The sequence below is a fragment of the Roseateles sp. genome (assembly GCF_047654805.1).
GTDB lineage: Bacteria > Pseudomonadota > Gammaproteobacteria > Burkholderiales > Burkholderiaceae_C > Pelomonas.
This window is the reverse complement of sequence record NZ_JASGIV010000001.1, coordinates 5,274,707-5,291,216: the sequence shown is the minus strand read 5'-3', so window position 1 is coordinate 5,291,216 and position 16,510 is coordinate 5,274,707. Positions and strand designations below refer to the sequence as shown.

The following is a 16,510-nucleotide window of genomic DNA, read 5'->3' as shown; positions in this document are numbered from 1 at the left end:
AGTGTTCATGCGGGTTCCAGGCGTTTTGCAGGCCTGACTACTTGTAGTGCGTGCCCGGCGCGTGGACCGGGCGGCTGGGCCAGTCCTGCGGCGTCTTGCCCACAGGCCGGTCTGCCCAGTCGGGCTTGCCCCACAGCGTGCCCTGCCAGTCGCTGGTCTGGCGCAGCAGATGCTCCCAGGTAATGGGCGCGTTCTTGGGCGACGCGAACAGGTCCACGCCGGGCGGCATGGCGTCGGCCGCGCGGTCGTCGGTACTGCCGATCAGCCCTTGCTGCCAGGCAAGGCCCACCACGGTGGACAGAAAGGTCTTGGTAATGCTGTGGCTCATGTCCACGCGCCGCGTGTCGCCCCATTCGGCCACCACCCGGCCGCGACGGATGACCAGGCCATTGATTGCGGCGCGCTCGCGCGTGGGGCCGATCTGGCCGCCGAAATAGGGTTCGGCCTTGCCGAAGCTCTGGGCCAGCGCCAGCGCCTGGTCGCGTGGCGCGGGGTTGTCATGCGCCTGGGCATATGCCACGGCCTCGGCCAGCTTCGCGGCATCCAGGCCCACGGCCGCAGGCTCGGCACGCTGCCAGTCGCCACGCGGCGGAAAGTAAGCGGATTGCGCCACGGCCTGGGCCGCCGCCAGCCAAAAGGGCGCGAGAAGGAGGGTTCGGCGCATCATGCTCATGCGGCCATTGTGGCCAGTCGCCAAGGCCGCTTGCGCGGGGTCAAGGCCCAAGCGCTTGACCTTGCCATCATGGGAAGCCTGAGGATTCGCCTGCCCCTCCCGGACAACCAAAAACTGCCATGAGCACCGCCACCCTCTCTTCCGCCCTCAACGACGTGACGCTGCAAGTCAGCGGCATGACGTGCGCATCCTGCGTGCGCCGCGTCGAGAAGGCCTTGCAGGCCGTTCCCGGCGTGCAGACGGCCAGCGTCAATCTCGCGACCGAGAAGGCCTCGGTGCAGGCGCTGCCCAATGTGCCCGTCGCAGCGCTGACGGCAGCACTCGACAAGGCCGGCTACCCCGCAAGTGTCATCACGCCTGCCAACCCTGTGGCGCCCGATGCCGCGGCAGGCACGCTGCCCGCGTGGTGGCCCGTCGCGATCGGCGTCGTGCTGACGTTGCCGCTGCTGTTGCCCATGCTGCTGGGGCCATTCGGCATCGACGCGATGTTGCCTGGCTGGTGGCAGCTGCTGCTGGCCACCCCGGTGCAGTTCCTGCTAGGCGCACGCTTCTATCGCGCCGGCTGGAGCGCGCTGCGCGCCGGTAGCGGCAACATGGACCTGCTCGTGGCGCTGGGCACGTCGGCGGCCTACGGGCTGTCGGTCTACCTGCTGCTGCGCCACCCTGGCCACGGTCACTTGTACTTCGAGGCATCGGCCGCCGTCATCACGCTCGTGCTGCTGGGCAAGTTCCTGGAGCAGCGCGCCAAGCGCCAGACCACCGATGCCATCCGCGCGCTGAACGCGCTGCGGCCCACGACGGCACGCGTGCTGCGCGGCGACGTGGAGTTGGAGGTGCCCGTCGCTGAGGTGCGCGTGGGCGACATCGTGGCCGTGCGCCCCGGCGACCGCATCCCGGTGGACGGCGAGATCGTCGCCGGCCGCAGCCATGTGGACGAGTCCCTGATCACCGGCGAGAGCCTGCCGGTGGCCAAGGCACCGGGCGAGCGCGTGACCGGCGGCGCCATCAATGCCGAGGGCGCGCTGACGGTCCGCACGACGGCCACAGGCGCCGAGACGGCGCTGGCGCGCATCATCCGCATGGTCGAGTCGGCCCAGGCCGCCAAAGCACCCATCCAGCGCATCGTCGACCGCGTCAGCGCCATATTCGTGCCGGTCGTGCTGCTGATCGCGGCCCTGACTTTCGCCGGCTGGTGGCTGTATGCGGGGGACCCCGGGCAGGCCCTCGTCAACGCAGTGGCCGTGCTGGTCATCGCCTGCCCCTGCGCGCTGGGCCTGGCCACGCCAACCACGCTGATGGCCGGCACCGGCGTCGCGGCTCGCCAGGGCATCCTCATCAAGGACGCCGAGGCGCTGGAGCTGGCACATGCGGTGACGGTGGTTGCCTTCGACAAGACCGGCACGCTGACGGTGGGCCAGCCCACGCTGACCGCCGTCGTGCCCGCACCGGGTCGCAGCCGCGAGGAGGTGCTGCAGCTGGCCGCTGCGCTGCAGCGCAGCAGCAGCCACCCGCTGGCGCTGGCCGTGCTGGCCGAGGCCAAGCCGCTGGCGGCGCTGCCTGTGGAGCAGGCGCGCGCGCTACCAGGCCGCGGGGTCGAGGGCGTCGTGCAAGGCCACCGGCTGGCGCTAGGCAGCGAGCGGCTTGCGAAGGAGTTGGGCGTGGACGACGCGGCGCTGGCCGACGAGGCGGGCAGGCTGGAGGCCCAGGGGCACACCGTCTCCTGGCTAGTGGCGGATGGCCGCGCGCTGGCCCTGCTGGCCTTCGGCGACCGCGTGAAGGACTCGGCTGCCGCGGCCGTCGCGCAGCTGCAGGCACGCGGCATCCGCACTGTCATGGTCAGCGGCGACAGCCACGGCGCGGCCGCCGGCGTGGCCCGGCAGCTGGGTATCACCGAGGTGCATGCCGAAGTGCTGCCCGGCGCCAAGGCCCAGGTCGTGCAGGGCCTGCGCGGCGGCGGCACCGTGGTCGCGTTCGTTGGCGATGGCATCAACGATGCGCCCGCGCTGGCGGCAGCCTCCGTGGGCTTCGCGATGGCCGGCGGCGCCGACGTCGCAACCGAGGCTGCCGGCGTCACGCTCATGCGCGGCGACCCGCGCCTGGTGGCCGACGCGCTGGACGTGTCGCGCCGCACCTACGCCAAGATCCGCCAGGGGCTCTTCTGGGCCTTCGCCTACAACGTGGTCGGCATCCCGCTGGCGGCATTGGGGCTGCTGAACCCGGTCATCGCCGGGGCGGCCATGGCCTTCAGCAGCGTCAGCGTGGTTGCCAACGCGTTGACGCTGAAGCGTTGGCGCGGCACGGCGCACTAAGAGCGGCTGCGTATCCGCGCTATCGTCGAACCCCCTGCAGTCCGCGAGTTCTCCCATGCGCCTTGCCCTCCTCGCCTCCCTCGCCCTGGCCGCGGCCACGGCGGCCCAGGCCACCTCCTTCGCCTCGTCGGCCGCCGAGGCTGGCTCGTCCGCATCCGGCAGCGTGTCAGACTCCCTCAAGGCCTCGTCCGGCAGCAGCGGCGGCGGCGAGCATCGCGCCGAAGGCCGCTACCGCGTCACCGAGGTAGCCCGCGCCGACGTGGCCGGCAAGCTGCGCCTCACACTGACCCGCGACGGCGCCGCGCCCGTCGAGCTGACACTGCCCGAGCAGGCACTGGCCGCTCGGGCCGTCAACGTCGGCGATGAAGTGCAAGCCTCGCCCCAGCCCTACGGAGTGGCCTTCGCCCACGCCGACACCGGCCGAGCCTTCTTCCTGGTGCTGGAAGACGCTTGGCATCGCGAGCTGGCCGCGCGCGTCGTCACGCCTTGATCCGTGGCATCGCCGCGCTGGCACTCGCGCTGGCCGCAGCCTCCGTCGAGGCCGGCTCGCTGCTGCCGCGAGGCTGCGATCGCCCCGTCGACGTCACGGCCGCCCAGCAGGACCGCCTGCTGCGCTTTGCCGCCGTCGTGCGCGAGGCCCTCGCCGCCTCGGGCAACTCCGCCGCGCTGATCGCGCGCTCCGGCACCGACCTGTCCCGCTTCGGCATACGCTACTCGCATGCGGCCGTCGCCCTCGGCGAAGGCCTGGACACACCCTGGGCAGTGCGCCAGCTCTACTACGCCTGCGCCGAGGACCGCCCGCGACTGTTCGACCAGGGCCTGGCCGGCTTCGTGCTGGGCAGCGACGATGCCGACCTCGGCTTTGTCAGTCTGCTGCTGCTGCCGCCCGAGGCCGCCTCGGCGCTGGCGCGGGCGGCACTGGACCGGCAGCTCGCGCTGGGCCTGCTGAACGCGCGCTACAGCGCCAACGCCTACCCCTTCAGCACGAGCTACCAGAACTGCAACCAGTGGGTGGTGGAGTTGCTGGCCGCCTCCGTCACCGGCAGCGCCGCCCGCTCCGACGCCCAGGCCTGGCTGCGCACCGAGGGCTACGCGCCCGAACCGGTGCGCGTCTCGCCCTGGTTGATGCTGGCCGGCCGCTTCGTGCCATGGCTGCACTTCCACGACCACCCGCTGGAGCAGCTGGACGCCGGCCTGGTGCAGACCAGCCTGCCCGCCAGCCTGGAGGCTTTCGCGCTGCAGCGCTGGCCCAAGGCGCGCCGCATCGAGCTGTGCCACGGGCGGCTGGGCATCGTGCAACGTGAGGGCGGCGCGCCGCTGGCGGCGGGCTGCGTGCCACAACCGGGGGATCGAGTGACGTCGCTGCGCTGATGCGTCAGGGGACGGCCTGCCACCCGGTCGGTGTCCAGCGCAGCAGCACGTCGGTCAGCCGGCCTGGCGAGCGTCTGGCCACGTCACGCGCGTAGGTGCGCAACGCATCGATGCCGGCTGGCGAATCATCGGCGCTGTAAAGCACGGCATCCTTGGCAGGCAATGCGACGATGAGCACGCCGCCCTGAGCCTGCGCCAGCGGCGCCCAGTCGTTGGGTGACAGCACTCGACTGGACTCGTAGAAGTCACCGCCGATGGTGCCGATGGCACCGGGCTTGACGGGCTGGGCGACCTCGGCCAACGGCTTGAGGATCGCGCGCACGTTGGCCAGCGCAAGTTCGTGGGTCTGGTCCGGCGACAGATGCAATGCGTCGCAGTCACCCTCGGTCACCAGTCGCGCGCTACGCACGCTGTCCAGCATCGGCACGGCCACCAGCCCCGCAACAAAGGGCCTATGCAGCGTCACGGCTTTGGCCGCAGCGGGCGGCAAACCGGTGCTGCCGAAGTCGGCCGCGCGGACCGTGAGGCGCAGCGCATCCTTGGTCGCTGGCATGCCGGCCTTGGTGTGAACATCGACGACGGCCTGCACGTAGCGCTGCAGTTCACCGTCGCAACTCTGCACGTTGGCGCGGCAGAAGCCGAAAACGCGGTCAAGGTTGGCCTGCAGCTCGCCGACCTTGAGCGTCAACGGCTCCGCAACAACGACTTCGCTGTCCGTGAGACGCGCGCGAAGAAGGCCCGCAACCTTTTCGGTGAATGCCGCACGCTCGGCCATGCTGCCTTCACCGACGCTCCATTGCACGGTCTGGAACAGGGCTCGCACGGCTTCGTGCTCGCGCAGAACTTCACCACGGCCCTCGAATGTCAGCAGGCCGATCTGGCCGCTGGGCGCCAGCAGTACGTACTGCAGGAGATAGCCGGTGCCGCGCATCAGCCTGTTGACCTCGCTGCCGATGAAGCGCAGCTGCGTGCCGTCGGGCAACACCTGCCTGCCCAGCGGCAGCACCACCTTGCCCGCCTTCTGCGCCTGCGCCGTCACCATGCCTTCGACGGACTCCTCCAACTTGGCCCTCGCTTCTTGGCCATTGTTGGCTGACGCCCCCGGCCGCATCACGGTGACCAGCACCTTGGCGCCGCCCGGGCCGCTCAGCTCAAAAGGCGGCCGCGCCGACTTGACAGCGTAGCCTGCCGGCCAATCCAACGACAGCGAACCAAGGCGGATTTCCACGGCCTGCGCCCGCCCGGCGGCCAGCGCGATCGCGCAGCTCAACAGCAACGCTGCCACCCGCATGTGCCTCCCGAACGCAAGAAACCGTGAAGCGCCGGACTATGCACGACCCGGCCCGCAATGTGCCCCGGGGCTCGCCCCACGCACCACGACTCCGCATCCAGCGGGACGGGATCGGGCAAGAAGCCCTCAGGGAGCGGTCAACTCGCGGTGCAGCCAGGCCCGTGCCAGCGCCCAGTCGCGCTTGACGGTCGCCAGCGATACGGCCAGCACCTCGGCGACCTCGTCGTTCTCCAGTCCGCCGAAGAAGCGCAGCTCCACGACCTTGGCCGCGCGCGCATCCACGGCCTCCAGCGCCAGCAGCGCCTCGTGCACGGCGACGACGTCGCGGTCGGCCGGCAAGGCCAACTGCTCCAGGCCCGACAGCGTCAGTGGCTGCAGTTCGGCCGCACGCTTGCTGGCCCGTCGCGCCAGCTCGTGGTTGACGAGGATGCGCCGCATCATCATCGACGCCACCGCCAGAAAGTGGCCGCGGTTGCGCCACTGCGTGCGTGTCTGTGCGGCCAGCCGGAACCAGGCCTCGTGCGACAGCGCCGTGGCCGACAGCGTGTGCCCGGCATCCTCGTGGCGCAGATGACTGCGCGCCAGCCGGCGCAGCTCGTCATACAGCGTCGCGAACAGGCGGTCGCCCACGCCGTCGGCATCGGCCGGCTGCTGGCTAAGCCAGACGGTCACGTCGGACAGTGGCACTGCGTCGCTCATCGCGGCGCATCCTAGCGGCAGGTTTTATCGGACCCGTGTGAGCCTTTCGGCGCCGCGGCGCGGCGTAAGCAGACAGATCCGGCTTTTTCCGGCTTTCCGCGATGAGGTTCACCATGCGTCCCGCACCCCGACCCAAGACCCTGGCTCCACTCTCGCTGCTGCTGACCACCGCACTGGTCGCCTGCGGTGGCGGTGGCGATCCGACACCGACCCCCACGCCTGCACCGGTACCCGCACCTGCTCCGGCACCGACGCCAGCCCCGGCACCCGCACCCGCACCCGCACCCGCACCCGCACCCGCACCCGCACCCGCGCCAGCGCCAGCGCCAGCGCCAACACCTGCTCCGGCACCGACGCCCGCGCCGGCCCCAGCTCCCACCCCCGCACCAGCCCCCGCACCAGCCCCTGCGCCGACCCCGGCACCGGCACCGCCTCCGGCCGCGGCCGGCAGCGAATGCGCGCCGCTCGTCGCCAAGGCCGGCGATTCGCTGACTCTGCGCCAGACCTCCAGCCAGGCCGGCACGCTGGCGACGACAGTGAAATACGACTTCACGGCCGGCAGCTACAAGGGTCAGGCGGCTACCGTCGCCACGCTGACCGCCAACGGCGTCGCCGCAGGCACGGTCTACCTGGACCCGGTCACCGGCGCCGTACTCGGCGAGGACCCCGCCACGCCCGGCGCCAACGACACCGTCACCACTTACGACCCGCCCGACTGGCAGCAGCGCCTCACCGCCGCGGGCATTCCCGGTGGTGGCAGCGGCAAGATCAACGTCACGGCCACCGTCACCGGCAAGAGCGTCAGCGATGGCTTCGCGCCGCTGGGCGGCGCCACCGCGATCGTCATCAAGTACGAGTTCCAGATCAACCGCGATGCCAACGAGACCGTCACGACACCGGCCGGCAGCTTCGCCAACTCGTGCAAGTTCCGCGTTGAGTTCGCGGTCAAGGACTTCCAGGCCCAGGGCCCGGCGGCCTCCAGTCCGTTGCTCGCAACGATGCTGCCACTGCTGAAGGACAGCTTCGCGGTGCCGACACAGGTGTCGCTGTGGACCACCAACGCGGTGCCCTTCATGCTGCCCAAGACCGTCACGACAATGACCCTGCCGGCGCCGGCGGGCGTGGTGATCAGCACACAGGAGCTGATCGCGCTGACCAAGGCGCCGCGCTGAGCCAGGACCAGGCACGCGGGGCGGGCACACTGCACGCATGACGACGCCCAAGTGCCCCCCTGAGCTGTGGCCGGCCGTGCGGCGGCTGTTCGACGCGGCGCTGGCACTGCCCGCTGACGCGCGCGCGACCTGGCTGCAAGGCAGCGGCGAGCCGCCGGAGGTCGTTGCCGAGGTGCTGTCGCTGTTGACGCACAGCCTGGACGGCACCCGGGCCGACAGCGGCTTCCTGGCCACGCCGGCCGCCGCCACCGGCCATCCTGGTCTGCGCCTCGGGCCCTGGCGGTTGACCGAACCGTTGGGCAGCGGCGGCATGGGCGAGGTCTGGCTGGCGCTGCGCGACGACGGCGCCTACGAGGGTGAGGCAGCCATCAAGCTGCTCAAGCGCGGCATGGACTCAGCCGCCGTGCTGCAGCGCTTCGCACAGGAACGCCAGGCGCTGGCGCGGCTGGACCATCCCTGCATCGCACGGCTGATGGACGCAGGCCTCAGTCCCCAGGGCCTGCCCTACTTCGTCATGGAGCGGGTGCTGGGCCGGCCGCTCGACGCCGCCTGCGCCGGGCTTCCGCTGGAGACGCGCCTGCAGCTCTTCCTGCAGCTCACCGACGCGGTGGCCCACGCCCATCGCCACCTGCTCGTGCACCGAGATCTCAAGCCGGGCAACGTGCTGGTAACCGCCGACCGGCAGGTCAAGCTGCTGGACTTCGGCATCGCCAAGGCGCTGGACCCCACGGATGGCGAGGCGGGTGCCGAGCACACCCTGGCCCGCCCCTTCACGCCCAGTCACGCCAGCCCCGAGCAGGTACGCGGTGAGCCGGTCAGCACGGCCACCGACGTCTATTCCCTGGGTGTGCTGCTCTATCAGCTGCTGACCGGCCAGCGCCCCTACGGCCGCGACGCGCGCACACCACAGGCACTGGCCCAGGCGGTGCTGAATGAGGCCCCAACACGCCCGTCCAGCCTGGGCGAGCCTCGAGAGCCCCCTGCCGACTGGTGGCGCACGCGCCTGCGCCTGAAGGGCGACCTCGACAACATTCTGCTGAAGACGTTGGAGAAGGACCCCGCGCGCCGCTACGCCAGCGTCGATGCGCTGGCCGCCGACCTGCGCGCCCACCTGGACGGCCGCCCTGTCAGCGCGCGGGCGCCCACGCCAGGCTACCTGGCGGCGCGCTTCGTCGGCCGCCACCGCCTCGCCGTGGGCCTCGCGGGCGTCGCAGCCTTGGCTCTGGTCGCCGGCCTCGCCGGCACACTTTGGCAGATGCGCGAGGCCCGCGCCGCCCAGTCGCGCGCGGAAGCCCGCTTCACTCAAGTGCGCGAGCTGGCACGCCAGCTGGTGTTCCGCTATCACGATCAGATCGCCCAGTTGCCTGGCAGCCTGGCCACGCGAGAGGCGCTGCTGCAGGACGCGCTGCGCTACCTCGACGGCCTGGCCACGGAACTCGGTCCCGAGCTGGCCCGCCAGCCAGCGCTCGCTCGGGAGCTGGCCGAGAGTTACTCCCGCATTGCCGAGCTGCAGGGCGACGGCTTCTCGCCCAGCCAAGAGCGACTGGATGCCGCACGACGCGACATCGACAAGGCCATCGCGCTGCAGCCGCTCTACTTGCCGGCCGTCGCACGCGACGCCACCGCCTTGCGCGAGGCCGCCGACATGCACCAGGGCCGCGCGCTGCTGGCCAGTCGTGCCGGCCGGCTGGGTGACAGTGTCGCAGCGCTGCAGCGTGCCCGCGCCCTGAACCAGCAGGTGCTCGAGCTGGACCCGCAAGACCCGCAGAACCTGGCCCAGCTCGCCACCGTCACCGGCCGCATGGGCCTGATCCAGGGTGGCAGCCCGGTGCAGGCTCAGCTCGGCGACGTGGCCGGCGCCGGACGCACGCTGGCCGAAGCCGTGGAGTTGTTCGGCCGGCTGCGCGCGCTGCAGCCAGAGTCCGCGGAATGGGCACACCAGGCCGCTTGGGGCCACCAGCTGCGCGCCAACTGGGCGCTGCTCAGCGGCAACCTGACGCTGGCCCAGCGCGACACCGCAGCCATGCTGGAACTGCGCGACATCGCCACGCGCGGCAATCCGCAGAACAGCAACTATCGCTACCAGCAGGCTCTGGCACGCATCTCGGCCGCGCGCATCGCCAGCGCCACCGGTGAGCACGACGAGGCGCAGCGCCTGCTGGACGATGGCGGCGCCACACTGCGCCAGGAGCTCGCGCGCGACCCGCGCAACCAAGCCGCTCGGCGCGACCTCGCGCTGCTGGGCCTGGCTCAGGCCCGTGCCCGCTGGCAGGCCCGTCCGGGCCCTGATGCCGCCCGCGAGCTGCGCAACGCGCTGGCCGCCTTCCCGCCGCCAGACGCGCTGACGGGCGACTTCTACCTGAGCCGCTGGCGTGCCGAGGCCGCCTGGTGGGCCGGCCGCTCCAGCGCCCGCCCGGCCGACAAGCTGCGCCTTGCCCGTGAGGCCGGGGCGTTGATGCAGGTCGGCTCAGGGCCGGATGACAACGCCAGCCGTCGCTGGATGCTGGCCCTCGCGCTGGGCCTGCAGGCCCAGGCCGAACAGGAGGCCGGTGACTCGGCGCTGGCAGCCTCCAGTGCCGCCCGGGCGCTGGCGCTCTGGGGCGACACCGTGCCGGCGCTCTACCGCGACGAGGCAGAGCTGGCTCGTCGCATCGCCGCCCGCTGAGACTGCGGTCTTGGGAGCGCCGACGTCAGTCTCGCGCTGGGATCTTCAGTCCTCGCTGTACGGCCGGCCGCGCAAGGAAGGCCTGTAGCACCCGGTCCACCTCGCGAAAGTCGCCATAGCCGACCAGTTCACCGGCGCCGTAGAAGCCCAGCAGGTTGTTGATCCAGGGGAAAGTGGCGATGTCGGCGATGCCGTACTCGTCGCCCGCCAACCAGGCCCGGCCCTGCAGGTGGCCGTCCAGTACCGCCAGCAGGCGGCGCGCCTCGGCGACGTAGCGGTCGCGCGGGCGCTTGTCCTCGAAGTCCTTGCCGGCGAATTTGTGGAAGAAGCCGACCTGGCCGAACATGGGCCCGATGCCGCCCATCTGGAACATCAGCCACTGCAGGGCTTCATAGCGACCGGCCGGATCCGCAGGCAGCAGCTGGCCGGTCTTGCCGGCAAGATAGACCAGGATGGCGCCGCTCTCGAACAGCGCCAGCGGCCGCCCCCCGGGGCCATCGGGGTCGATGATGGCGGGGATCTTGTTGTTCGGGTTCAGCGACAGAAACTCGGGGCTGAGCTGGTCGTTGGTGTCGAACCGGACCAGATGCGGCTCGTAGGGCAGGCCGATCTCCTCCAGCGCGATGGACACCTTCACGCCGTTGGGCGTGGGCAGCGAGTACAGCTGCAGACGGTCCGGGTGTACGGCGGGCCATTTCTTCGTGATGGGGAAGGCGCTGAGATCGGTCATGGGACGAGGCGGTCAAGGGGCGAAGCGGCGATTGTGGAGTTGAGAGAATGTCCCCATGACTTCTGTTCCCGCGCCCGCGCCCTCGCGCCTGGCCCTCTACCTTCAGCTGATCCGCTGGGACCGCCCGGCCGGCTGGCTGCTGCTGCTGTGGCCGACGCTGTCGGCGCTCTGGATCGCCGCCGACGGCTGGCCGGGCTTGCATCTGGTGGTCGTCTTCACGCTGGGTACCGTGCTGATGCGCTCGGCCGGCTGCTGCATCAACGACGTGGCTGACCGGGACTTCGACCGCCATGTGCAACGCACCGCCCAGCGACCGGTGACGACCGGCGCGGTGACTGTGAAGGAGGCACTGCTGCTCGGCGCGGCGCTGTCGCTGGCGTCCTTCGGCCTGGTGCTGACGACCAACCCGCCGGCCATCCTGCTGAGTTTCGCGGCGCTGGCCGTGGCCATCGTCTACCCCTTCGCCAAACGCGTGCTGGCCATGCCGCAGGCGGTGCTGGGCGTCGCGTTTTCCTTTGGCATCCCGATGGCCTTCGCGGCCGCGCTCGGTGGCATGGAATGGCACCTGCATTCAGTGCCTCTGTCCGCCTGGGCGCTGCTGGTGGCCAACCTGTTCTGGGTGCTGGCCTACGACACCGAGTACGCCATGGTGGATCGCGATGACGACCTGCGCATCGGCGTGCGCTCCTCGGCCATCGCGCTGGGCCGCTGGGACGTGGCCGGCATCATGGCGTTCTACGCGATCTACCTGGGCTTGTGGACGGCGTTGAGCCTGCGCCTGGGCCTGGGCGGCTGGTTCCTGCTCGGCATCTTGGCGGCGGCGGCGCAGGCCGTCTGGCACTTCACGCTGATCCGCAAGCGCCAGCGCAACGACTGCTTCCGTGCCTTCCGCGCCAATCACTGGGTGGGCTTCGCGGTGTTTGTCGGCACAGTCGTCGACTTGGCCCTGCGCTGAGGTGAATAACGCCAGGTTCGCGCGGCATGGCAAGGCCGCCATGGCATGAAATAGCGCTTACATTCCCTGCGAATCTGCAGGGAGTGAGAACGATGTCAAATGCACTGCGCGGAGCCTCGGCGCTGACCCTGGCTCTGGGCTTGGCCCTGAGTGGCTGCGGCGGGGGTGGAGGTGGGAGCGGCTCGTCGGGTCCGACGGATCCCGGCGGCAACTCGGGCGGCCTTTCGACCGAGCCGGCCGGCCCGTCGTCCAGCTTTGCCCAGCAATGCGCGGCCAACAACACGATGGCCGCCGCCGGGCTGCGCACCAGCACGCTGGATACAGAGAAGAAATGGCTGCGCGCCTATTTCGACGAGGCCTACCTGTGGCGCGACGAAGTGCCGCGCGTGGACCCGAGCGGCGCGCGCTACAGCGGCAGCGACGTCTATGCCGCGATGGACAACTACTTCGAGGCGCTGAAGACGCCCAACCTGACTGACACCGGCCAGCGGCGTGACCGCTTCAGCTTCACCTACCCGACGGACGAGTGGCGGGCGCTCAGCGCCGACGGCATGGAGGCAGGCTACGGCATCGAGTGGAAGATGACGAACGCGACGCCGCCGCGCCAGATCCGCGTCGCCTATGTCGAGCCCGGCAGCCCCGCGGATCTGGCGGGCGTGGTGCGCGGCGACCAGCTCTACAGCGTGGACGGCATCAACGCCGACGCGACCGACAACGCCGGCATCGATCTGCTGAACGCGGCGCTCTACCCCAGCACGGCCGGCACGCCGCGCAGCTTCACGTTCACACGCACCGGCAGCAGTACCGTCACGCGCAGCCTGACAAGCGCGGTCGTCACCAAGACGCCGGTGCCCATCGCCCGCGTCGTGACGACTCCGCTGGGCACCCGGGCAGGCTATCTGCTCTTCAACGACCACGTCGCGCCGGCGGAAGGCATGCTCATCACGGCCGTGCGCAGCTTCCAGGCCCAGGGCGTGCAGGAGCTGGTGCTGGACCTGCGCTACAACGGTGGCGGCTACCTCTACATCGCCAGCGAGCTGGCCACCATGATCGCCGGCGCCTCACGCACCGGCAACCAGGCCTTCGAAACGCTGCGCTTCAGCGCCAAGCGCAGCGCCGAGAACCAGGTCACGCCCTTCTACAACACGTCGTGCATCCTCGTCGGAAACCGTTGCACCAAGGAAGAAGCGCTGCCGGCGCTGAACCTGAGCCGCGTCTACGTGCTGGCACAGTCGGGTACCTGCTCCGCCAGCGAGGCGGTCATCAACGGCCTGCGCGGCGTGGGGGTGGAGGTTGTGCTGATCGGCGGCAAGACCTGCGGCAAGCCCTATGGCTTCACGGCCAAGGACAACTGCGGTCTCAGCTACTTCCCCATCGAGTTCGCCGGCGTGAATGCCCAGGGCTTCGGCGACTATGCGGACGGTTTCGAGCCCACGGCCAGCGGCACAGCCGGCACGCGCTTCGTCAAGGGCTGCAGCGTTGCCGATGATTTCGGCCGCGCGCTGGGCGACACGACCGAGGCCATGCTGGCCACTGCGCTGGACCACGTGGACCGCGGCATCTGCACCGTGCGGGCGACCTCCTCGGAAGCTGTAGTGCGCACGCAGGGTGCGGCCGGAGAAGGCAGCGTGGCCATGACACTCAAGCGCAATCCGGCACGCAGCAACCGCATCTGGCTGCCGCGCTAGGACTGGTTGCCAGCGCCGGGAAAGCGCGCGCGGATGGCGTCCATCCAGCCCAGCAGGGCCAGCGTCTCTGCGTGTGACATGCGCGGGCTCTCGACCAGGCCCTGGCGGATGCAGGCCTGGGCCTCGGCGATCTCGCCCTCGAAGCCATTGACGGCAAAGGGCGCTGCGAAGCGCTCGGGCGGTGCCTTGCGCGTGACCAGCTCGACGGCCTCCGAGCCCCAGAAATCCACCGGAAAGCGCAGCCCGGCCCTGGAACCGATGGCCTCGAAGGAATTCACCGACGCCGCGTCGAAGCCGCAGCGGAACTGCGACGTGACGCCGCCGGGGAAGTGCAGCGTCGCCGTCACGGCCGCATCCACGCCGGTGGGCGCCATCTTGGCCTGCACGTCCATCGCCACCGGCTCCGGGCAGACGCCATCGTTCATCTGCTGCAGCACCCAGCGCGTGACGGCCAAGTTGTAGATGCCGATGTCCCACAGCGCGCCGCCGGCCAACGCCGGGTTCCACTGGCGGTGCAGCGGGTCGTATTCCGCGGCGAAGCAAAAGCTCGACTGCATCGCGCGCAGCTCCCCGATGGCACCGTCGCGCAGCAAACGGCCGGCAAGTTCATAGGCGGGCAGGAACCGCGTCCACAGCGCCTCCATCAGGAAGACCTGCCGCTTGCGCGCCAGGTCCACAAGGGCCTGGCCCTCGGCCCGCGTCGTCACCAGCGGCTTCTCGCACAACACAGGCTTTGCTGCCGATAGCGCGGCCCGGACGTACTCACCGTGGTGGGAATGCGGCGTGGCGACATAGATGGCGTCAACGGTCGGGTCAGCCAGCAGGTCTGGCAGCGCTGTCGTCACGCGCGCCGCCTCGCCGTCGCGCTGCCACTGCGCCGCGTAGGCCTTGCCTTTGGCGGCATCGCGCGCGAACACGGCGGCCAGGCGGGCACCTGGCACGCCGGCCAGCGCGGCGGCAAAACGGTTGGCGATGCCGCCGGGGCCGATGACGCCCCAGCGGAAGATGTCGTGGTCATGGGCCATGGCTGAGCGCTTTCACGAGGTCGGATTGCGTGAGGATGCCGACGAGCCGGGCCTGCTCGCCGACGATGGGGATGTGGTGGTGGCCGGTGTCCGAGAAGAGCGGCACCAGCCCGGCGATGGGTCGATCGGCACTGGCCACGCGCACCTGGCGGCTCATGATCTGGCCCACCACTTCGGGCTTGGTCGAATGCGTGGACGGCGAGGGTCGCAGCAGCGCCTGCAACCGCTCGCCCAGCCCCTCGCGTCGCTGGCCTTGCGCGGCGCGCATGAAGTCGGCCCTCGTCACGATGCCGACAATGCGCTGCACCCGGTCCACCACCGGCAGGGCCTTGATGTTGTGCTCCTGCAGCAGAGTCCAAGCTTCGGCCAGTGGCGTGCCGAACTCGACGGTGATGACCGGGCTGGACATGATGTCCGCGCAACGCAGCCGCCCCATGCGGTTGCGGTAGCTCAGCAGCTCGGCCTCGTGCAGCAGGTCGGCAAGGTCGTCGCGCGGCACGTCCAGCACCTGGTTGTAGCGGGCCAGCACGGCATCCAGTTCGGCATCACCGAAGCGGGGCGGCGCCACCTGCGCGCCGGCCGGCGCGGGCGCCTGCTGGGCATGCGGGTAGCGGCGACCGGTCAGGCTGTTGTAGATCATGCCGGCCAGCACCAGCAGCAAGGAGTTCAGCGCCACGGGCAGTAGCGCGAAATGCCAGTCCTGGGTCGCGGTCAGCACCATCAGCAACGCTGCAGCGCCGCCGGGCGGATGAAGGCAGCGCAGCAGGAACATCGTGCCGATGGCAAGCGCCACCGCGGCGGCGGCTACCGCCATGGGCGGCAGCGGCAGCCAGTGCAGGCAGGCGATGCCAACCAACGCCGAGGCCGTGTTGCCGCCCAGCACGGCCCAGGGCTGGGCCAGCGGGCTGGCCGGCAGGCCGAAGACCAGAACCGCGCTCGCGCCCAGCGGCGCCACCAGCCAGGGCAGGCCCGGCGTCAGTGCCGTCTGGCTGAGCGCTCCGGCCAGCAGGATGCCGATACCGGCCCCCAGCAGCACGCGCAGGCGCTCACGCGCATTGACGGCTTGCGGCGCAGGCCGCAACGCGTTCAGCAGCGCGAGCGCGCGGTGGGGCAGGGAGGCGGCAGGTGGCATGGGCAGCAGGCGGCATCGGAGCCAGGGCCGCCGATTGTGTCCGCCGCCAGCACCCGCGTCGGTTCAAGCGGGTTTCAGCCGCCTGAACCGCCCGGTGAATTGAACCGGGCGTCAGGCCTTGCCGAGCAGGCTGCCCATCTTCAGCTTCAGCGCCTGGGCCTGGGCACGGCGCTCGCGGGTCGCAGCGCGCTGGTAGGCGGCCTCGGCCTTCTCGCGCAGCGCGACGGCGCGCTGCAGCGCCTCCTGGTAGCGCTCGACGGTGTAGGTGTTCTCCGTGCCGATGTAGACGCTGCGCGCAAGCGGCGTCTCGCCGAAGCGCGGCAGCGTCACGGCGAAACTGCAGTCACGCACGCGGCTGCCGGCACGCTGTCGCACGATAGGACCCGAGATGCCCGAAGGCAGGTCGCTTTGCTTCTTGCGGCTGGGCGTGCGGCGCAGCCGCGACGGCGCGGGCAGCGTCGCAATGCGCCTGAGCAACTCCTTGGTCGCCATCGCCAGCGCACGTCTTGCCCCGCTGCCATCCTGGCTGTGGTCGGAAAACAGCTTGGTACCGCCGTAGCGCAGCTGCCACCCGTGCGTCGACAGATGGTCGATTCTCTGAATGCACTGCGGCACGACAAAGCGTTCGCCGCTGAAGATCACCACGTCTCGCGTGTTCATGATTGCCCCCAATTCCAGTCACCCTGCCGGCCTGTGCATCGCTGCACGGCTCGGTCTACTAACGCCCCTCTGGTACGGACCAAGTTTATGAGCGTTTATGGGCGAAGCACGAATTTATGACGTCATGAAAACACTTCCAT

General features: G+C 70.5%; 14 protein-coding genes. 7 read left to right on the top strand and 7 right to left on the bottom strand.

The genetic code is table 11. The features are described 5' to 3' along the window. Positions 1 to 37: 37 nt before the first annotated feature. Positions 38 to 673 (bottom strand): serine hydrolase, encoded by a 636-nt coding sequence (locus tag QM732_RS23905; protein WP_415658586.1) that lies wholly within the window; start codon positions 671 to 673, stop codon positions 38 to 40. Positions 674 to 792: 119 nt separating this feature from the next. Between QM732_RS23905 and QM732_RS23900 the strand changes: the two genes are divergently transcribed. The 3 genes from QM732_RS23900 to QM732_RS23890 are packed head-to-tail and all read left to right on the top strand — an operon-like array spanning position 793 to position 4,353. Beyond that, complete coding sequence (locus tag QM732_RS23900; protein ID WP_415658585.1) at positions 793 to 2,982, top strand: heavy metal translocating P-type ATPase; 2,190 nt, start codon at positions 793 to 795, stop codon at positions 2,980 to 2,982. 55 nt (positions 2,983 to 3,037) lie between these two features. Beyond that, positions 3,038 to 3,472 (top strand): hypothetical protein, encoded by a 435-nt coding sequence (locus tag QM732_RS23895; RefSeq protein ID WP_415658584.1) that lies wholly within the window; start codon positions 3,038 to 3,040, stop codon positions 3,470 to 3,472. Continuing rightward, positions 3,433 to 4,353 (top strand): DUF2145 domain-containing protein, encoded by a 921-nt coding sequence (locus tag QM732_RS23890; RefSeq protein ID WP_415658583.1) that lies wholly within the window; start codon positions 3,433 to 3,435, stop codon positions 4,351 to 4,353. Before QM732_RS23895 ends, QM732_RS23890 begins: the two co-directional genes overlap by 40 nt. A 4-nt stretch (positions 4,354 to 4,357) precedes the next feature. Here the strand turns inward: QM732_RS23890 and QM732_RS23885 are convergent, their stop codons facing one another. After that, positions 4,358 to 5,644 (bottom strand): hypothetical protein, encoded by a 1,287-nt coding sequence (locus tag QM732_RS23885; protein ID WP_415658582.1) that lies wholly within the window; start codon positions 5,642 to 5,644, stop codon positions 4,358 to 4,360. 126 nt (positions 5,645 to 5,770) lie between these two features. Continuing rightward, positions 5,771 to 6,343 (bottom strand): ECF-type sigma factor, encoded by a 573-nt coding sequence (locus tag QM732_RS23880; protein WP_415658581.1) that lies wholly within the window; start codon positions 6,341 to 6,343, stop codon positions 5,771 to 5,773. Positions 6,344 to 6,456: 113 nt separating this feature from the next. Here QM732_RS23880 and QM732_RS23875 point away from each other — a divergent pair, with 113 nt between their 5' ends. Together QM732_RS23875 and QM732_RS23870 are read left to right on the top strand one after the other, a co-directional pair. After that, positions 6,457 to 7,515, top strand: a complete 1,059-nt coding sequence (locus QM732_RS23875) for a hypothetical protein (RefSeq protein WP_415658580.1) — start codon at positions 6,457 to 6,459, stop codon at positions 7,513 to 7,515. 37 nt (positions 7,516 to 7,552) lie between these two features. Further along, positions 7,553 to 10,180 (top strand): protein kinase domain-containing protein, encoded by a 2,628-nt coding sequence (locus QM732_RS23870; protein ID WP_415658579.1) that lies wholly within the window; start codon positions 7,553 to 7,555, stop codon positions 10,178 to 10,180. Between the two features lie 25 nt (positions 10,181 to 10,205). Here QM732_RS23870 and QM732_RS23865 read toward each other — a convergent pair whose 3' ends face one another. Then, entirely contained in the window at positions 10,206 to 10,910 is a 705-nt protein-coding gene (locus tag QM732_RS23865; RefSeq protein ID WP_415658578.1) for a glutathione S-transferase N-terminal domain-containing protein, read from the bottom strand. Between the two features lie 55 nt (positions 10,911 to 10,965). On the opposite strand from QM732_RS23865, the gene ubiA reads away from it, so the two are divergent. After that, on the top strand, positions 10,966 to 11,865 hold the full coding sequence (gene ubiA / locus QM732_RS23860; protein WP_415658577.1) for a 4-hydroxybenzoate octaprenyltransferase: 900 nt from the start codon (positions 10,966 to 10,968) through the stop codon (positions 11,863 to 11,865). A 92-nt stretch (positions 11,866 to 11,957) separates the two neighbouring features. Beyond that, positions 11,958 to 13,553 carry a S41 family peptidase gene (locus tag QM732_RS23855; RefSeq protein ID WP_415658576.1) on the top strand — a complete coding sequence of 532 codons (1,596 nt, stop codon included), beginning with the start codon at positions 11,958 to 11,960 and terminating at the stop codon, positions 13,551 to 13,553. On the opposite strand, the gene QM732_RS23850 is transcribed toward QM732_RS23855, so the two are convergent. The 3 genes from QM732_RS23850 to QM732_RS23840 all read right to left on the bottom strand — a co-directional run bounded on the left by QM732_RS23850 (position 13,550) and on the right by QM732_RS23840 (position 16,370). Then, positions 13,550 to 14,578, bottom strand: coding sequence for a Gfo/Idh/MocA family protein (locus QM732_RS23850; RefSeq protein WP_415658575.1), 1,029 nt, complete (start codon positions 14,576 to 14,578; stop codon positions 13,550 to 13,552). The genes QM732_RS23855 and QM732_RS23850 overlap by 4 nt on opposite strands. Further along, complete coding sequence (locus tag QM732_RS23845) at positions 14,568 to 15,710, bottom strand: HPP family protein (protein WP_415658574.1); 1,143 nt, start codon at positions 15,708 to 15,710, stop codon at positions 14,568 to 14,570. The genes QM732_RS23850 and QM732_RS23845 overlap by 11 nt, the downstream gene beginning before the upstream one ends. Positions 15,711 to 15,821: 111 nt before the next feature. Beyond that, entirely contained in the window at positions 15,822 to 16,370 is a 549-nt protein-coding gene (locus tag QM732_RS23840) for a hypothetical protein (RefSeq protein WP_415658573.1), read from the bottom strand. Positions 16,371 to 16,510 lie beyond the last annotated feature (140 nt).

Excerpts from the sequence above, each read along its gene's own strand:
- QM732_RS23905 (WP_415658586.1), bottom strand. The coding sequence starts at position 673 with ATGAGCATGATGCGCCGAACCCTCCTTCTCGCGCCCTTTTGGCTGGCG.
- QM732_RS23865 (WP_415658578.1), bottom strand. The coding sequence starts at position 10,910 with ATGACCGATCTCAGCGCCTTCCCCATCACGAAGAAATGGCCCGCCGTA.
- QM732_RS23870 (WP_415658579.1), top strand. The coding sequence starts at position 7,553 with ATGACGACGCCCAAGTGCCCCCCTGAGCTGTGGCCGGCCGTGCGGCGG.
- QM732_RS23900 (WP_415658585.1), top strand. The coding sequence starts at position 793 with ATGAGCACCGCCACCCTCTCTTCCGCCCTCAACGACGTGACGCTGCAA.
- QM732_RS23840 (WP_415658573.1), bottom strand. The coding sequence starts at position 16,370 with ATGAACACGCGAGACGTGGTGATCTTCAGCGGCGAACGCTTTGTCGTG.
- QM732_RS23855 (WP_415658576.1), top strand. The coding sequence starts at position 11,958 with ATGTCAAATGCACTGCGCGGAGCCTCGGCGCTGACCCTGGCTCTGGGC.
- QM732_RS23880 (WP_415658581.1), bottom strand. The coding sequence starts at position 6,343 with ATGAGCGACGCAGTGCCACTGTCCGACGTGACCGTCTGGCTTAGCCAG.
- QM732_RS23845 (WP_415658574.1), bottom strand. The coding sequence starts at position 15,710 with ATGCCACCTGCCGCCTCCCTGCCCCACCGCGCGCTCGCGCTGCTGAAC.
- QM732_RS23875 (WP_415658580.1), top strand. The coding sequence starts at position 6,457 with ATGCGTCCCGCACCCCGACCCAAGACCCTGGCTCCACTCTCGCTGCTG.
- QM732_RS23850 (WP_415658575.1), bottom strand. The coding sequence starts at position 14,578 with ATGGCCCATGACCACGACATCTTCCGCTGGGGCGTCATCGGCCCCGGC.
- ubiA (WP_415658577.1), top strand. The coding sequence starts at position 10,966 with ATGACTTCTGTTCCCGCGCCCGCGCCCTCGCGCCTGGCCCTCTACCTT.
- QM732_RS23895 (WP_415658584.1), top strand. The coding sequence starts at position 3,038 with ATGCGCCTTGCCCTCCTCGCCTCCCTCGCCCTGGCCGCGGCCACGGCG.
- QM732_RS23885 (WP_415658582.1), bottom strand. The coding sequence starts at position 5,644 with ATGCGGGTGGCAGCGTTGCTGTTGAGCTGCGCGATCGCGCTGGCCGCC.